Below are 14,720 nucleotides of genomic sequence, written 5' to 3' on the forward strand. Positions count from 1 at the left end.
GCGAGGTCGAAGTCACGCGGCAGCGCCACCCTTCACGTAGGACTCGTAGCCCTCTTCCTCCAGCTTGTCGGCGAGCTCGGCGCCGCCGGACTCGACGATCCGGCCGGCCGAGAAGACGTGCACGAAGTCGGGCTTGATGTAGCGCAGGATGCGCGTGTAGTGCGTGATCAGCAGGGTGCCGACCTCGCCTTGCTCGCGGACCCGGTTGACGCCTTCGGAGACGATCCGCAGCGCGTCGACGTCGAGGCCGGAGTCGGTCTCGTCGAGGATCGCGATCTTCGGCTTGAGCAGTTCGAGCTGGAGGATCTCGTGGCGCTTCTTCTCGCCGCCGGAGAAGCCCTCGTTGACGTTGCGCTCGGCGAACGAGGGATCCATGTGCAGTTGCTCCATGGTCTCCTTGACCTCCTTCACCCACGTGCGCAGCTTGGGGGCCTCACCGCGGATGGCGGTGGCGGAGGTGCGCAGGAAGTTGGAGACCGAGACGCCGGGGATCTCGACCGGGTACTGCATGGCGAGGAAGACGCCGGCCCGGGCCCGCTCGTCGACGCTCATCGCCAGCACGTCCTCGCCGTCGAGGGTGACGCTGCCGCCGGTGACGGTGTACTTGGGGTGCCCGGCCAGGGAGTAGGCCAGGGTGGACTTGCCGGAGCCGTTGGGGCCCATGATGGCGTGGGTCTCGCCCTGTTTCACCGTGAGGTCGACGCCCTTGAGGATCTCCTTGGTGGCGTTGTCGGCTTCGACGGTGACGTGCAGGTCGCGGATTTCAAGCGTGGCCATGGGTGACTCAGGACTCCTGGGTGACGGAGACGAGCACGTCGTCCCCAACGATCTTGACGGGGTATACGGGAACGGGCCGGGTGGCGGGCAGCCCGGACGGCTTGCCGGTGCGCAGGTCGAAGCTGGAGCCGTGCAGCCAGCACTCGATCTGGCAGTCCTCCACCTCGCCCTCGGACAGCGAGACGTTGGCGTGCGAGCAGATGTCGTTGATCGCGAACACCTCGCCCTCGGTGCGGACGACCGAGACCGGCACACCGTCGATCTCGACGCGGTGCGGGGTGTCGTCCTCCAGCTCGCTGAGCGCGCAGGCGCGGACGAAGGGCACGGTGCTGGTCATCCGACCGCCGCCTCGAGTTCCGCGTCGATCTTCGCCATCAGCCGCTCCTCCAGGTCGGGCAGTCCGATCTGCTGGACCAGCTCGCCGAAGAAGCCGCGCACCACCAGGCGGCGGGCGTCCTCGGTGTGGATGCCGCGGCTCATCAGGTAGAAGAGCTGCTCGTCGTCGAAGCGGCCGGTCGCCGACGCGTGTCCGGCGCCGACGATCTCGCCGGTCTCGATCTCCAGGTTGGGCACCGAGTCCACCCGGGCGCCGTCGGTGAGGACGAGGTTGCGGTTCAGCTCGTAGGTGTCGGTGCCCTCGGCCGCGGCCCGGATCAGCACGTCGCCGATCCACACCGCGTGCGCGTCCTGGCCCTGGAGCGCGCCCTTGTACGCCACGTTGGACCGGCAGTGCGGCGTGTCGTGGTCGATGAACAGGCGGTGCTCCTGGTGCTGGCCGCGGTCGGTGAAGTACAGCCCGAACAGGTCGGCCTCGCCGCCGGTGGCGCCGTAGACCACCCGGGGGTGCAGCCGGACCAGGTCGCCGCCGAAGGTGACGACCACGGACTTGAAGCCGGCGTCGCGGCCGAGCAGCGCGGTGTGCTGCGCGGCGTGCACGGCGGTGTCGGCCCAGTCCTGGACGGAGACCACGGTGAGTTTGGCACCGTCGCCGACCAGGAACTCGACGTTGGCCGCGAGCGTGGTGTCGCCGGTGTGGTCCAGCACCACCACGGCCTCGGCGAACGCGCCGATCTCCACGACCTGGTGACCGTAGGCGACGCCGCCCTCGCCGTGCACGGCGATCCGGACCGGCTCGGTGAGCACGGTGTCCTTGGGGACGCTGACCACCGACGCCTTCTCGAACGCGCTGAACGCCTGGGCGGCGACGCGGTCGACCGGCTTGCCGGCCTTGCCGATCCGCGGGTCGGTGCGGTCCACGGTCTCCACGACGACGCCGTCGGGCGCGGTCACCTCGACGCGCAGCGAGCCGGTCGCCTCCGCGGTGCCGTCGTGCAGGCCGCGCAGCCGGGCCAGCGGCGTGAAGCGCCATTCCTCCTCGCGCCCGGTCGGCACGGGGAAGTCGGCCACGTCGTACGACGGGGCGGCGCTGACCCGGGCGTCGGCGGGCTGCTCGGTCGGCTGCCCCACCGTGATGGCACCGTCCGTGGTGCTGCCCGCAGGGGTGTTCTCGGCCATAGCTGTACTGCTGCTCCTCGTTGGATTGCTTCGCTCGGTGCGGGGGTGGCGGGCGGCCCGGGTCAGCCGACCGCGCCCTCCATCTGCAGCTCGATCAGCCGGTTGAGTTCCAGGGCGTACTCCATCGGCAGCTCCTTGGCGATCGGCTCGACGAAGCCCCGCACGATCATGGCCATGGCCTCGAACTCGGTCATGCCCCGGCTCATCAGGTAGAAGAGCTGGTCGTCCGAGACCTTGGAGACGGTCGCCTCGTGGCCCATCGACACGTCGTCCTCGCGCACGTCCACGTACGGGTACGTGTCGGAGCGGGAGACGGTGTCCACCAGCAGGGCGTCGCACAGCACGTTGGACTTCGCGCCGGTGGAGCCCTCGCCGATCTCGATCAGGCCGCGGTAGGAGGTGCGGCCGCCGCCGCGCGCCACCGACTTGGAGACGATGTTGGACGACGTGTTCGGCGCCATGTGCACCATCTTGGCGCCGGCGTCCTGGTGCTGGCCCTCGCCGGCGAAGGCGATGGACAGCGTCTCGCCCTTGGCGTGCTCGCCCATCAGGTAGACCGCGGGGTACTTCATGGTCACCTTGGAGCCGATGTTGCCGTCGATCCACTCCATGGTCGCGCCCTCGTAGGCCACGGCGCGCTTGGTGACCAGGTTGTAGACGTTGTTCGACCAGTTCTGGATGGTCGTGTAGCGGCAGCGGCCGCCCTTCTTGACGATGATCTCGACCACCGCGGAGTGCAGCGAGTCCGACTTGTAGATCGGCGCGGTGCAGCCCTCGACGTAGTGGACGTAGGCGTCCTCGTCCACGATGATCAGGGTCCGCTCGAACTGGCCCATGTTCTCGGTGTTGATCCGGAAGTACGCCTGGAGCGGGATCTCCACGTGCACGCCCTTCGGCACGTAGATGAACGAGCCGCCCGACCACACCGCCGTGTTCAGCGAGGCGAACTTGTTGTCGCCGGCGGGGATGACGGTGCCGAAGTACTCCTGGAACAGCTCCGGGTGCTGCTTGAGCGCGGTGTCGGTGTCCAGGAAGATGACGCCCTGCTCCTCCAGGTCCTCGCGGATCTGGTGGTAGACGACCTCGGACTCGTACTGCGCGGCGACGCCGGCGACCAGGCGCTGCTTCTCCGCCTCCGGGATGCCGAGCTTGTCGTAGGTGTTCTTGATGTCCTCGGGCAGGTCCTCCCAGGACTCCGCCTGCTTCTCGGTGGACCGCACGAAGTACTTGATGTTGTCGAAGTCGATGCCGGTGAGGTCGCTGCCCCAGGTGGGCATCGGCTTCTTGCCGAACAGCCGCAGCCCCTTGAGCCGCATCTTCAGCATCCACTCCGGCTCGGACTTCTTCGCGGAGATGTCGCGGACGACCTCCTCCGACAGGCCGCGCTTGGCGGCGGCGCCGGCGGTGTCGGTGTCGGCCCAGCCGTACTCGTAGGTGCCGATGCCTTCGAGCTCCGGGTGAGTGGTCTCCGTGGGAGCAGTCATGCGGGGTTCCTCCCGGACGTGCTGACTGGTGCGTGGTCTGTGCGTGCTGGTGCTGCGGGTGGTGCGGCGGCCGCCGGCACGGCGGGCTCCGCGGGGGTCGCGGGCGCCGCGGCCGGATCGGCCGGTGCTGCGGGTGGTCGAACGGGTGGTGCGGGTGCCGCCGGCTCGTCGGGGGACGCGCCGGCCCGCGACTGGTGGGCCCGCGGGATGAACGTGGTGCACACCCCGTCGCCGTGCGCGATGGTGGCGAGCCGCTGGACGTGCGTCCCGAGCAGGCGGGAGAAGACCTCGGCCTCCGCCTCGCAGAGCTGCGGGAACTGCTCGGCGGCGTGGGCCACCGGGCAGTGGTGCTGGCACAGCTGCTCCCCTGCCGGGCCGGGGGCGCTACGCGCTGTAGCAGCGTACCCGTCCGCGCTCAGTGCGCGGGCCAGGGCCTGCGCCCGCTCCTCGGGCGCGGCGGCGTCGACCAGCTCGCGGTAGCGCTCGGCCTGGGCGGCCACGCGGGCCCGCGCGAACGCGGTGACCGCGGCCTCGCCCTGCTCGCCGCCGCCCGCGGACTGGGCGATCCAGCCCAGCGCGTCCGCGGCGAGCTGGTCGTACGCCTGGTCGAAGGCGTCCCGGCCGCAGTCGGTGAGCGCGAAGACCTTCGCGGGGCGGCCGCGGCCGCGGCTGCCGTAGACCCGCTGCTGGCGGGCCTCCACGATGTTCTCCGCGACGAGCGCGTCCAGGTGGCGGCGTACCGCCGCCTGGGTGAGGCCCAGCCGCTCGGCGAGGTCCGCGGCGGTGGAGGGCCCGTGGCCCAGGATGGAGCTGGCGACGCGGTTGCGGGTGCCCCGCTCACCGGTCGTCGGCTCCTCCGCCGCCTTGGGGGCAGCACCGCCTACGTATTTCACAACGCCATTGTTGCTTAATTCGGCGAGCGGGAGCAAGCTCCACCCCTCACCTGCACGGTGGGCTGCATCACTTAGGGTCACCTCACTTCCTTCGCCCGCCCGGCCGGCTTCCGCCCTGCCGCCCGCGCTGCCTCCCGCCCTCCCTAGACTCGTGGCCATGCGAAACGAGCCCGCGGTCGAGGTGGCCGGTCTGGTCAAGCGGTACGGCGCCAGGACCGCGGTCGACGGCCTCGACCTGACGGTGCCGCGCGGCAGCGTCACCGCCGTGCTCGGCCCCAACGGCGCCGGCAAGACCACCACGGTCGAGGTCTGCGAGGGGTACCGGCGGCCCGACGGCGGCACCGTCCGCGTCCTCGGCCTCGACCCGGTCACCCAGGGCGCCGAGCTGCGGCCCCGGATCGGCGTGATGCTCCAGTCCGGCGGCGTCTACCCCGGCGCCCGCGCCGAGGAGATGCTGCGGCACGCCGCGACGCTGCACGCCGACCCGGTGGACCCGGCCCTGCTGATCGAGCGGCTCGGGCTGGAGGGCTGCGGCCGCACCGCCTACCGCCGGCTGTCCGGCGGCCAGCAGCAGCGCCTGGCGCTGGCGATGGCCGTGGTCGGGCGCCCGGAGCTGGTCTTCCTCGACGAGCCCACCGCCGGCCTCGACCCGCAGGCCCGGCACGCCACCTGGGACCTGGTCCGCGAGCTGCGCGCCGACGGCGTCACCGTGGTCCTGACCACGCACTTCATGGACGAGGCCGAGCAGCTCGCCGACCAGGTGGCGATCATCGACGCCGGCCGCGCCATCGCCGCAGGCACCCCCGAGGAGCTGTGCCGCGGCGGCGCCGAGAACACCCTGCGCTTCTCCGGCCGCCCCGCCCTGGACCTCGCCTCGCTGCTCAACGCCCTGCCCGCCGGCACCCGCGCCGACGAGCTGTCCCCCGGCTCGTACCGCGTCGAGGGCACGGTGGACCCGCAGCTCCTGGCCACCGTCGCCTCCTGGTGCGCCCAGCACGGCGTCATGCCCGACCACCTGGCGGTGGAGCGGCGCACCCTGGAGGACGTCTTCTTGGAACTGACCGGCAGGGAACTGCGGGTTTGAGGGAGTTGCCGGTATGAGCCTCACCACCGACACCGCGCACGCCACCGGGGCGGGCGCCGGGGTCTTCGCGCCCGCGCCCGGTGCGGCGCCGCTGTCCCGGATGATCCGCGCGCAGGCGCTGCTGGAGACGCGGATGCTGCTGCGCAACGGCGAGCAGCTCCTGCTCACCGTGGTCATCCCGACGCTGCTGCTGGTGCTGTTCAGCGCGGTGGACGTCGTGGACACCGGCCCCGGCAAGTCCGTGGACTTCCTCGCCCCCGGCGTGCTCGCGCTGGCGGTGCTGTCCACCGCGTTCACCGGGCAGGCCATCGCCACCGGCTTCGAGCGCCGCTACGGCGTGCTGAAGCGGCTGGGCGCCTCGCCGCTGCCGCGGTGGGCGCTGATGGCCGCGAAGACCTGCTCGGTCCTGGTCACCGAGGCGCTCCAGACGGTGCTGCTGGTGGTGATCGCCTTCGCCCTCGGCTGGTCCCCGCACGGCGACCCGGCGGCCGTGCTGCTCCTGCTGCTGCTCGGCACCGCCGCGTTCTCCGGGCTGGGCCTGCTGATGGCCGGCACCCTGAAGGCCGAGGCCACCCTCGCCGCCGCGAACCTCGTCTTCCTGCTGCTGCTGGTCGGCGGCGGCGTGATCGTGCCCATGGACAAGTTCGGCGGGCCGGTCCGGCACGTGCTGGAGCTGCTGCCGATCTCGGCCCTTTCGGACGGCCTGCGCGACGTGTTGCAGCACGGCGCCGGGGTTCCGTGGTCCGACCTGGGCATCCTCGCGGTCTGGTCGGTCGTGGGCCTGGCGGCGGCGGGCCGCTGGTTCCGCTGGGAGTAGCGGGGAGCAGCGGGAGCAGGGGCGAACACGTGGGAGCGGGTCCGGGCCGCCGCGGGTCCCGCCGGGATGACGGCGGTCCGTCCGGTTCCGCCGCGAGTGGCTACGCCATGGCGTACCGAGAAGGAGAGAGCACGGCATGACGGCGCAGGCGGAACCGCGCGGGGGCGGCGCGGACGGAGGCGGCACGGGCGGGGGCGGCACGGGCGGGCGTACCGGCGGGAACGGCCCGGACGGGGGCGGCGGCAGCGGGCAGGGCGCGGACTCCTCGGCGTGGGCGCCCCTGCGCCTGCCGACCTACCGCACCCTGTGGTGCGCCCAGCTCGGTTCGAACGTCGGCACCTGGATGCAGACGGTCGGCGCCCAGTGGATGCTCGTCCACCAGCCGAACGCGCCGACGCTGACCTCCCTGGTGCAGGCCGCCTCCCTGCTCCCGGTCCTGTTCCTGTCGCTGCCCGCGGGCGTCCTCGCCGACGTCCTGGACCGCCGCCGCCTGCTGGTGGCCCTGTCGATCGCGATGACGGCGGTGAGCGCCGCGCTGGCGATCCTCACCGCGGCCGGGCTGACCACCCCCACCGTGCTGATCGCCCTGGTCTTCCTGATGGGGTGCGGCAGCGCGCTGACCGGTCCCGGCTGGCAGGCGATCCAGCCCGAACTCGTGCCACGCGCGCAGATCCCGGCCGCGGCCGCGCTCGGCAGCCTCAACGTCAACCTGGCGCGCGCGGTCGGCCCGGCCGTGGCCGGCGTGCTGGTCGCCGTGACCGGCCCGGACGTCGTGTTCGGCATCAACGCGGTCTCGTTCCTCGGGGTGGTCGCCGCCCTGACGGCCTGGCACCGCGCCGCGCCGCGCACCGCGGGCGCCCCCGAGCGGATGCGCCCGGCGCTGTCGGCGGGCACCCGCTACGTCCGCAACGCGCCCGGGGTGCGCCGGGTGATGCTGCGCGCGGCCCTGTTCGTGCTGCCCGCCTCCGCGCTGTGGGGCCTGCTGCCGGTGGTGTCCTCGCAGCGCCTGCACCAGGGCGCGGGCGGCTACGGCCTGCTGCTCGGGGCACTGGGCGTGGGCGCGATCGCGGGGGCCGTCAGCGTCAAGCGGGTGCGCGCGGCCGTGGACCGCAACGTGCTGCTCGCACTGAGCAGCGCCGCGTTCGCCGCCGGCAGCGCGGTCGCCGCCGTGGTCACGCAGCCCGTGGTGGTGGCGGTGGTCCTCGTGGTCACCGGCGCCGGCTGGCTGTACGCGCTGTCCACGCTCAACACCACCCTCCAACTCGCCCTGCCGGCCTGGGTCCGGGCCCGCGGCCTCGCGGTCTATCTGATGGTCTTCATGGGCGGCCAGGGCATCGGCTCCCTGGTGTGGGGCCTGGTCGCGAACGCCACCAGCACCCGCGCCACGCTGCTGGCCGCCACCGCACTGCTCCTGCTGACCGCGCTGTCGCTCGCCGTCTGGCCGATGCGGGCCCGCACCGGCACCTTCGCGCGCGACGTGGTGGCGCCCTGGCCGGAACCGATGCTGGCGTTCGACCACGACCCGGAGGACGGCCCGGTCCTGGTCGAGGTGGCCTACGACGTGCCCGACGACCGCCTCGCCGACTTCCGCGCGGCGATGGCCGCCCTCGCGGTGTCCCGCCGCCGCACCGGCGCCTCCCACTGGGCGCTGTACCGCGACGCGGAGCACCCCGCGACCTGGGTCGAGACCTTCCAGGTCCCCTCCTGGCAGGAGCACCTGCGCCAGCACGACTCCCGTCTCACCGCCTATGACGCCGAACTGGCCGCCCGCGCCAGCGGCCTGTCCCGCACCGACCCCCGGGTCCGCCACCTCCTCTCCCCCGGGTAGCCGGCCACCGGGCGGTCGGCCCGGGTGGTCGGCCTGGCGGTCGGCCCCGGAGCCGGCGAACGGTCCGCCGCCGGGGACCGGCGGCTCGGCACCGGGACCCCCCTCGTCTCGGCGTCCGGCCACGCCCGCCACGACGACCAGGCACGCTTCGACCGCCAGCTCGCCACGGTCATCGCCGGAATCAGCCAGCGCCCGCCCCCCTGACCCTTCCTCCCCCGCCCACCCCGAGGCCCCTCGCCCGGCACTCCGCCTCCAGGTCGACCGTCCTGAAGTCCTCCAGGCGCATCATCAGCTGGGCCGCCTGGACCCCTGGCATGCGGTCGTCGCCGAAGTCCACGGCACCCACGTCCTGGGGCACGGGCCGCGGAAGGCCCGGCCGGTACAGGACGCCGTGCACGCCGCTCGGCACGAATCGGCGTACGCGCACAGCCGCGTAGCCCCCGCGCAGATGGGGGCAGGCCCGCACCGACTGCCACGCGCACGGAAGGCACACCGGCGGGTGCCCGGTGACCACCTCCTCCGACCACGTCCCCGGGTCGTCCCGAAGCAGCCAGAGCACACCGTCGTCAGCGGCGGCGTCCTCTCGCGCGGAGCAGCCGCAGACCTGGCAGAGGAGCCCGTCCATCGCGAGTCGCTGGCGCAGGAAGTGCACCTTGCCGTACTGCGGCCTGCCCCGGCCCGGACTGCTCGGCACGCGGCGCCAGAGGATGCCGTTGCTGTCGCGGTCGTACGGACGTTCCGCCACGTAGGCCAGTCGGCCTCGCCGCATGGTGACCTCAGGTTGTTCCGCGGCCTCCGAGGACCAGGACGCCACGAAGGGGACGCGCTCCGTCGGCGCGAACGCCCCGAAGCGGCGTCGGTCGGCCCTCTGCCGAGCGTCGTTCTCTCGTGCGGGGATGGCGGTCACGGGCATGTCCTTCCGGGACGTGCGGCAGTCAGGTCGTCCACGAGACACCGCTACTTCTCTAGACATCCCGATTCTGGACAACATCTCTAGAGATGTCAACGGAGCTCTTCCGGCCCGAACAGGCGCTCCAGGCACCACGCTTTATGCTGTCTAGAGAGGACGAGGGACGGGAGGCGCATGGGCGGCGAAGGCGGGCGTGGTCGGGCGAAGTACCGGCGGATCGCCGATGATCTGCGCGAGGCTGTCACGCGCGGGCGATACGGTCCCGGCGACCGGCTGCCGGGGGAGAACGACCTCATGGCCTCGTACGAGGTGGCACGGATGACCGCTCGGCAGGCGCTCGGCGTGCTCCAGAGCGAGGGGATCGCCGAATCCCGCAAGGGCGCCGGGGTGTTCGTCCGCACCTTCCGACCGCTGCGGCGGCGCGGCATCGAGCGGGTGGCCGAGAACCGGTGGGGCCACGGGCGGTCGATCTGGGCCGCCGACACCGAGGACCGGGAAACGGTGGTGGACCACCTGCGGGTCACCGAGGAAGCCGCGCCCGCCGGCATCGGCGGCGTACTGGCCCTCGCGGCCGGCGACACGGTCTGCGTGCGCAGGCGCCGGTACGTCCTCGACGGCAAACCCGTGCTGCTGGCCGCCTCGTACCTGCCGGCGGCACTCGTCAGCGGGTCGGCCGTCACCAGCGCCGACCCCGGCCCCGGTGGCATCTACGCCCGGCTCGCCGAACTCGGCCACGCCCCGGCCCACTTCCGGGAGGAGATCCGCTCACGGATGCCCTCCGCCGACGAGGCCGATCGGTTGGAACTCGGCACCGGCACCCCCGTGATCCTGGTCTGCCGCACCGCGTTCACCGCGGACGGCAGAGCCGTCGAGGTCAACGAGATGACCATGGACGCGGCCTCCTACGTCCTGGAGTACGACTTCGACGCCTGAGGGGCGGGCGGGGTGGGGTCAGGCGGGGAGGCAGGAGGCGAACGTGGCGAAGTCGCGGTCCTGGTGGGCGTCCAGGGCCAGGAAGGACGCGCTCGGGTGGGAGGCGAGGCGGCACATGTCGTAGCGGACGCAGGACGGCGGGGTGGCGCCGGAGGCGGTGCGGTACTGGTGGGTGCCGACCAGTTGGCAGGAGTCGTAGCGGACGAGCGGGCCGTTGTCCGTGAGGGTGTAGCGGTGGGCGCGCAGGGCGTCGGAGAAGGACTTGAACGCGTGCGCGGTGTCGTCGCAGTCGTTGAAGTGCACGGTGCCGCGGTTCCAGGCGCAGTCGATCACCACGACCGCGTCGTCGCGCAGTTCGAAGCGGATGTCCTCGGCGTGGAAGCGCTGCACCCCGTCGAAGTGCGAGGGGCGCGGGAAGCGGAAGAAGGCGCTCTCGAAGCCGTAGTCGGGGTGCGCGGTGGGACGGCGGCCGGTGACGATGTAGCTGCCCGAGCGGCAGGTCACGGAACCGCCGTAGGGGAACTCCAGGAAGTTGCCCCACTCGTAGGTGACGTTCATGTCGGTGAACCAGTAGTTGAGGAACTGGTCCTGCTGCTCCCGGTCGGTCGAGTGCAGCGACAGCCCCGCGTACAGGAACGCCTTGCGGTACGCGCCGCCCACCCGGCACGCCTCCCACCGCATCTCGGAGTTGGTGTTGCTGCCGTCGAGCGCGATGCCGTACTCCCACTCCCCCATCCACTCGCAGTCCGAGAAGCGGTAGTTGGCCGCGCCGCCGGTGGAGTAGGAGTAGAAGAACGAGGCCCCCGGGGTGCCGGAGGTGAAGCGCAGCCCCTCGAACGAGACGTTCTGCCACGTGTCGTTGTTGCGGCACAGGTAGCTGCCGCCGTCGGGCCCGTCGGTGGTGGCGGGCGCGAAGACGATGTCGCTGATCCGCAGCCCGGCGCCCACGAAGCGCAGCCCGTTGACCTGGTGGGTCGGCGAGTCGGCGGCCAGCAGCGCGCCGGGCTTCGTCACCCGGTACTGGCCGGGCGGCACCAGGATCACGGTCCGGCCGGTCCCGCCGGCCGCCCGCTTCTCGGCGTACGCGTAGGCCGCCTCGAACGCGGCGCTGTCGTCGGTGGTGCCGTCGCCCTTGGCGCCGAAGTCGGCCACCACGTCGGCGTACCCGGGGTGCTGCGGGGGGACCGCCCCGGCCGCCGGCGCCTCCCACGCGCCGGACGCCCAGGCCGCCGCACCGGTCCCGGCCAGCGCCGCCGCGCCTCCGTACAGCAGCCGCCGACGGTTGACGGTGTCGCGGTGCTCGCCGGTCATCCGGGCCCCTCCCCTTGAGCGTGTCACCGATGATGCTAGGGGGCGACGAGCCCGGGTTGCGGGCCTTTTCCCGGGATGTACGCCCCACCCCGCCACGGCGTACGTCCCGTGGCGCACGCTTCCTACGCGCCGCCCGTCGGCGCGCCTCCTCCACACCGGCCCCGCGCGCCCCGCCCGCCCTCCGGCGCGCGCCCAGCCGCGCACGAGGGGCGCGGGGCCGGGGCCGGCACGCCCCGCGACATCCCGCCCCGCACCCCTCGTGAATCCGTGCACAAAGGGTGCGCCTACCATGGCTGGGTGCCGAAGCTGCCCGACATCGTGCGAAACCCGCTCGCGTTCATCGCCGCCCGGTGGACCCCGTCTCCCGCGCTGGTGCGCCGCGCCGTGCTCGCCGCGCTGGTGATGTCCGTGGTGATCGTGGTCACCGGCGGTGCGGTCCGGGTGACGGCCTCCGGCCTGGGCTGCCCGACCTGGCCGACCTGTAGCGGCGACAGCCTGCTCGGCACCCGCGCGATGGGCGTCCACCACGCCATCGAGATCAGCAACCGCATGCTGACCTACGTGCTGTGCGCGACCGTCGGCTGGGCGATCATCGCGATCCGCGCGCAGGCGCCGCTGCGGCGCGGCGTGTACCGGCTGGCGTGGGCGCAGTTCTGGGTGGTCGTCCTCAACGCCGTGTGGGGCGGGCTGACGGTGCTCACCAAGCTCAACCCCTACGTCGTCTCCTTCCACTTCCTGCTGTCGGCGGCCCTGATCACCGTGGCCGCGCTCACCTGGCACCGCATCGGCGAGGGCGACGCCTCGCCCCGCCCGCTGGTCGGCAAGCCGGTACGGCAGCTCGGGCAGGTGCTCGTCGCCGCCTCCGCGGTGCTCATCGTCGTCGGCACCCTGGTCAGCGGGGCCGGCCCGCACCCCGGGGAGTCCACGGGCTCGTACAAGGTGCAGCGGATCGACGTGGACTGGCGGACCGTCGCCCAGCTCCACGCGGACTTCGCGTGGGTGGTCGTCGGCCTGACCGTCGCCCTGTGGTTCGTGCTGCGCGCGGTCGACGCGCCGGTCGGCCCGCAGCACCGCGTCCGCGACCTGTTCCTGGTGCTGATGGGCCAGGGCGTCATCGGCTACGTCCAGTACTTCACGCACCTGCCGGCGGCCCTGGTCGACCTGCACATGTTCGGGGCGTGCCTGGTCTGGATCGCGGTCCTGCGGGTGCTGCTGTCCTTCCGCGAGCGCCCCTGCGCCGAGCCCGGCGCGTCGGTGCCCTCGGCCGCGGCGGCGCCCGCCCGCATCTCCTTGTAGGCGAGCCGGGCCCCGCGGCCCCGTCAGACCCGCGAAGTACGCCCGGACCGCCCGCCGGCGGACGGTTCCGCGCGCCCTGGCGGCGCATCTCCCACGGGAAGCGCCGCCACACGGAGGCGGCGCGGGGAACTTCCGGTCCGGCGGTCACCGGGCCGACGGCCGGACCGGACCGCAGGAGGCAGGACCGCAGGAGATCGGGCCGCGAGGGGCCGGACCGCAATCGGCCGGACCTGCGGGCGCCGCGCTGCGGGCACCGCCCCCCGCGCTCCGGGCGCCGCCCTCGGCGAGCCGGAAGACCCGGAGCGCGTTGTCCGCGGCGACCAGCGACGTCACGTGGCGGCCGTCCGCCGCGGACCACTCGCCCGCGCGGACGCGCTCGGCCACGGTCCGCCGCAGCTCCGCGAGGAACCCCTTCGCCGCCGACACGGCCAGCTCGGGAAGCCCGCTCACGCCGCTCGCGTAGAGCACCTTGCCGAAGGGCGTCCGCCCGAGCACCCCGGCGGGGTCCCTGCCGACGCCGACGTAGACGTGCGGGAGCGCGGCCGCGAGATCGGCGGCGGCCGCTTCATGGGGCTCGGCCGGCAGCAGGACGACCTCCGCGCCGAGCCCCGCGGTGGCCCGCAGGAAGTCCCCGGCGGCCGCCGGACCCTCGCCCGCCGGCCGGTACCGCAGCAGCAGTGGCAGCCCGGTGGCCACGGCGTGCCACCGCAGGTGCCGCAGCAGCACGGGGTGGTCGGGCCGCTCCCCCACCGCGCGGGCGGACAGCCAGGCCACGGCGGCCTGCCGCACCTCCACGGGGCCCGGCGGCCTGGCGTCGCCGCCGTGCCGCGCCGCGTCGTCGCCGGCGCAGGAGAAGCCCGCCGCGCCGAGCGCGGCGCCGTGCACCGCCTCCGCGAGGTTCGCCAGGAAGGAGCCGACCGTCCCGGAGGTGTCCGCGACCTGCTGGGCGAGCGGTTCGAGCCGGACCGTCTCGACCACGGGCGCGCCCGCCGTCGCCGCGAGGTCCTTCGGCGGGGTGAGGTCGCCGGGCTCCCCGGTGTCCAGGACGTACGCCCTGATCCCGGCGCCGCGCAGCAGTCGCCGGGCGGACTCGTAGGCACCCAGCTCACGGCGCCTGGCGAGGTAGCGGGCCGGCGGGCAGTGCGGCTCCAGGCCGAGCAGCGGCGGGCACCAGCGGCGCAGCGCGAACCCCGAAGGGCTGTCGAAGAGCGTGGTGCCCGGGGCCGCGGTGCCCGGCAGCCGCGCCTCGAAGGCGCCCAGGCCCAGCTCACCCGGGTACACCCCGTGGCAGTGTGCGTCCACCAGGTGTGCCTGTGCCGCCAGGTGTGCCTGTGCCGCGCCGGCCATCGCCCGCACCGTCCCGTCCGTCGTCGCGGACCCGTCCGGGTCCTCGGTCCTGCCGCGGACCCCGCCGAAGCGGGCGGCCCGCACAGGGCCTAACGACCCGGGAGGTGATGGGGAGCGGAAAGGCGCCGTCACGCGGAGGCGCGACCACCGATCTGGATGCCCGCCATCCGGGTCCATTCGTACGGCCCGGTCCGCACCTTCGCGGCCAGTTCGCCGTCGAACGCCTCGTGCACGCTCAGCCCCGACGCCTCCACGGCCCGCCGCGCCAGCTCGTGGGTCGGCGCGACCAGGTCGCCCCACGCGCCGTCCTCCCCGACCAGCACGATGCGGGCGCCGCGCTCCCCGAGGTACGCGATCTGCGCCTCCGCACCGCCGTGCGCGCGCCCGAACGCGTGGATCTCCCTGGTCAGCCGCCGCACGCGCCGCTCGGCCCTGGGGTCCTTGTCCGCCTTGCTCTCAGCCATACCCCCACCCTACTCACCGGTAATCCTCCGGCGGAAGGTGCCGGCCGTCCGGCTCGTGCGG

General features: G+C 73.4%; 15 protein-coding genes. 6 read left to right on the forward strand and 9 right to left on the reverse strand.

Translation table 11 applies throughout. The annotated features are described in order from the left end of the window. Positions 1-12: 12 nt before the first annotated feature. The 5 genes from sufC to RVR_RS07115 all read right to left on the reverse strand — a co-directional run bounded on the left by sufC (position 13) and on the right by RVR_RS07115 (position 4,669). Positions 13-777 carry a Fe-S cluster assembly ATPase SufC gene (gene sufC, locus RVR_RS07095; RefSeq protein WP_202233031.1) on the reverse strand — a complete coding sequence of 255 codons (765 nt, stop codon included), beginning with the start codon at positions 775-777 and terminating at the stop codon, positions 13-15. Positions 778-784: 7 nt separating this feature from the next. Beyond that, positions 785-1,102, reverse strand: a complete 318-nt coding sequence (locus RVR_RS07100) for a bifunctional 3-phenylpropionate/cinnamic acid dioxygenase ferredoxin subunit (RefSeq protein ID WP_202238447.1) — start codon at positions 1,100-1,102, stop codon at positions 785-787. Between the two features lie 8 nt (positions 1,103-1,110). Then, positions 1,111-2,292, reverse strand: a complete 1,182-nt coding sequence (gene sufD, locus RVR_RS07105) for a Fe-S cluster assembly protein SufD (RefSeq protein ID WP_202233032.1) — start codon at positions 2,290-2,292, stop codon at positions 1,111-1,113. A gap of 62 nt (positions 2,293-2,354) precedes the next feature. Next, positions 2,355-3,776 carry a Fe-S cluster assembly protein SufB gene (sufB, locus tag RVR_RS07110; protein ID WP_202233033.1) on the reverse strand — a complete coding sequence of 474 codons (1,422 nt, stop codon included), beginning with the start codon at positions 3,774-3,776 and terminating at the stop codon, positions 2,355-2,357. After that, on the reverse strand, positions 3,773-4,669 hold the full coding sequence (locus tag RVR_RS07115) for a helix-turn-helix transcriptional regulator (RefSeq protein WP_202233034.1): 897 nt from the start codon (positions 4,667-4,669) through the stop codon (positions 3,773-3,775). The genes sufB and RVR_RS07115 overlap by 4 nt, the downstream gene beginning before the upstream one ends. A 157-nt stretch (positions 4,670-4,826) precedes the next feature. Here RVR_RS07115 and RVR_RS07120 point away from each other — a divergent pair, with 157 nt between their 5' ends. The 4 genes from RVR_RS07120 to RVR_RS37390 all read left to right on the forward strand — a co-directional run bounded on the left by RVR_RS07120 (position 4,827) and on the right by RVR_RS37390 (position 8,602). Further along, a complete protein-coding gene (locus RVR_RS07120) occupies positions 4,827-5,753 on the forward strand; it encodes an ABC transporter ATP-binding protein (protein ID WP_202233035.1) in 927 nt (308 codons plus the stop codon). Between the two features lie 13 nt (positions 5,754-5,766). Next, entirely contained in the window at positions 5,767-6,570 is an 804-nt protein-coding gene (locus RVR_RS07125) for an ABC transporter permease (protein WP_202233036.1), read from the forward strand. Between the two features lie 136 nt (positions 6,571-6,706). Further along, the gene (locus RVR_RS07130) at positions 6,707-8,398 is read left to right on the forward strand and encodes an MFS transporter (protein ID WP_202233037.1); all 1,692 of its coding nucleotides are present in this window, start codon (positions 6,707-6,709) and stop codon (positions 8,396-8,398) included. A 24-nt stretch (positions 8,399-8,422) separates the two neighbouring features. Beyond that, the gene (locus tag RVR_RS37390; RefSeq protein WP_237404614.1) at positions 8,423-8,602 is read left to right on the forward strand and encodes a hypothetical protein; all 180 of its coding nucleotides are present in this window, start codon (positions 8,423-8,425) and stop codon (positions 8,600-8,602) included. Here RVR_RS37390 and RVR_RS07135 read toward each other — a convergent pair. Beyond that, positions 8,580-9,305 carry a hypothetical protein gene (locus tag RVR_RS07135; RefSeq protein ID WP_202233038.1) on the reverse strand — a complete coding sequence of 242 codons (726 nt, stop codon included), beginning with the start codon at positions 9,303-9,305 and terminating at the stop codon, positions 8,580-8,582. The genes RVR_RS37390 and RVR_RS07135 overlap by 23 nt on opposite strands. A gap of 177 nt (positions 9,306-9,482) precedes the next feature. On the opposite strand from RVR_RS07135, the gene RVR_RS07140 reads away from it, so the two are divergent. Then, a complete protein-coding gene (locus RVR_RS07140) occupies positions 9,483-10,241 on the forward strand; it encodes a GntR family transcriptional regulator (protein ID WP_202233039.1) in 759 nt (252 codons plus the stop codon). Positions 10,242-10,259: 18 nt separating this feature from the next. On the opposite strand, the gene RVR_RS07145 is transcribed toward RVR_RS07140, so the two are convergent. Next, a complete protein-coding gene (locus RVR_RS07145; protein WP_202233040.1) occupies positions 10,260-11,552 on the reverse strand; it encodes a glycosyl hydrolase family 28-related protein in 1,293 nt (430 codons plus the stop codon). A 297-nt stretch (positions 11,553-11,849) separates the two neighbouring features. Here RVR_RS07145 and RVR_RS07150 point away from each other — a divergent pair, with 297 nt between their 5' ends. Next, on the forward strand, positions 11,850-12,848 hold the full coding sequence (locus tag RVR_RS07150) for a COX15/CtaA family protein (protein ID WP_237404615.1): 999 nt from the start codon (positions 11,850-11,852) through the stop codon (positions 12,846-12,848). A 144-nt stretch (positions 12,849-12,992) separates the two neighbouring features. Here the strand turns inward: RVR_RS07150 and RVR_RS07155 are convergent, their stop codons facing one another. Together RVR_RS07155 and RVR_RS07160 are read right to left on the reverse strand one after the other, a co-directional pair. Continuing rightward, a complete protein-coding gene (locus RVR_RS07155; protein WP_430393223.1) occupies positions 12,993-14,171 on the reverse strand; it encodes an amidohydrolase in 1,179 nt (392 codons plus the stop codon). Positions 14,172-14,323: 152 nt separating this feature from the next. Then, the gene (locus tag RVR_RS07160) at positions 14,324-14,659 is read right to left on the reverse strand and encodes a hypothetical protein (protein ID WP_202233042.1); all 336 of its coding nucleotides are present in this window, start codon (positions 14,657-14,659) and stop codon (positions 14,324-14,326) included. Positions 14,660-14,720 lie beyond the last annotated feature (61 nt).

It is taken from the genome of Streptomyces sp. SN-593 (genome assembly GCF_016756395.1).
GTDB classification, from domain to species: Bacteria; Actinomycetota; Actinomycetes; order Streptomycetales; family Streptomycetaceae; genus Actinacidiphila; species Actinacidiphila reveromycinica.

Excerpts from the sequence above, each read along its gene's own strand:
- sufC (WP_202233031.1), bottom strand. The coding sequence starts at position 777 with ATGGCCACGCTTGAAATCCGCGACCTGCACGTCACCGTCGAAGCCGAC.
- sufD (WP_202233032.1), bottom strand. The coding sequence starts at position 2,292 with ATGGCCGAGAACACCCCTGCGGGCAGCACCACGGACGGTGCCATCACG.
- sufB (WP_202233033.1), bottom strand. The coding sequence starts at position 3,776 with ATGACTGCTCCCACGGAGACCACTCACCCGGAGCTCGAAGGCATCGGC.
- RVR_RS07120 (WP_202233035.1), top strand. The coding sequence starts at position 4,827 with ATGCGAAACGAGCCCGCGGTCGAGGTGGCCGGTCTGGTCAAGCGGTAC.
- RVR_RS07125 (WP_202233036.1), top strand. The coding sequence starts at position 5,767 with ATGAGCCTCACCACCGACACCGCGCACGCCACCGGGGCGGGCGCCGGG.
- RVR_RS07130 (WP_202233037.1), top strand. The coding sequence starts at position 6,707 with ATGACGGCGCAGGCGGAACCGCGCGGGGGCGGCGCGGACGGAGGCGGC.
- RVR_RS07140 (WP_202233039.1), top strand. The coding sequence starts at position 9,483 with ATGGGCGGCGAAGGCGGGCGTGGTCGGGCGAAGTACCGGCGGATCGCC.
- RVR_RS07145 (WP_202233040.1), bottom strand. The coding sequence starts at position 11,552 with ATGACCGGCGAGCACCGCGACACCGTCAACCGTCGGCGGCTGCTGTAC.
- RVR_RS07160 (WP_202233042.1), bottom strand. The coding sequence starts at position 14,659 with ATGGCTGAGAGCAAGGCGGACAAGGACCCCAGGGCCGAGCGGCGCGTG.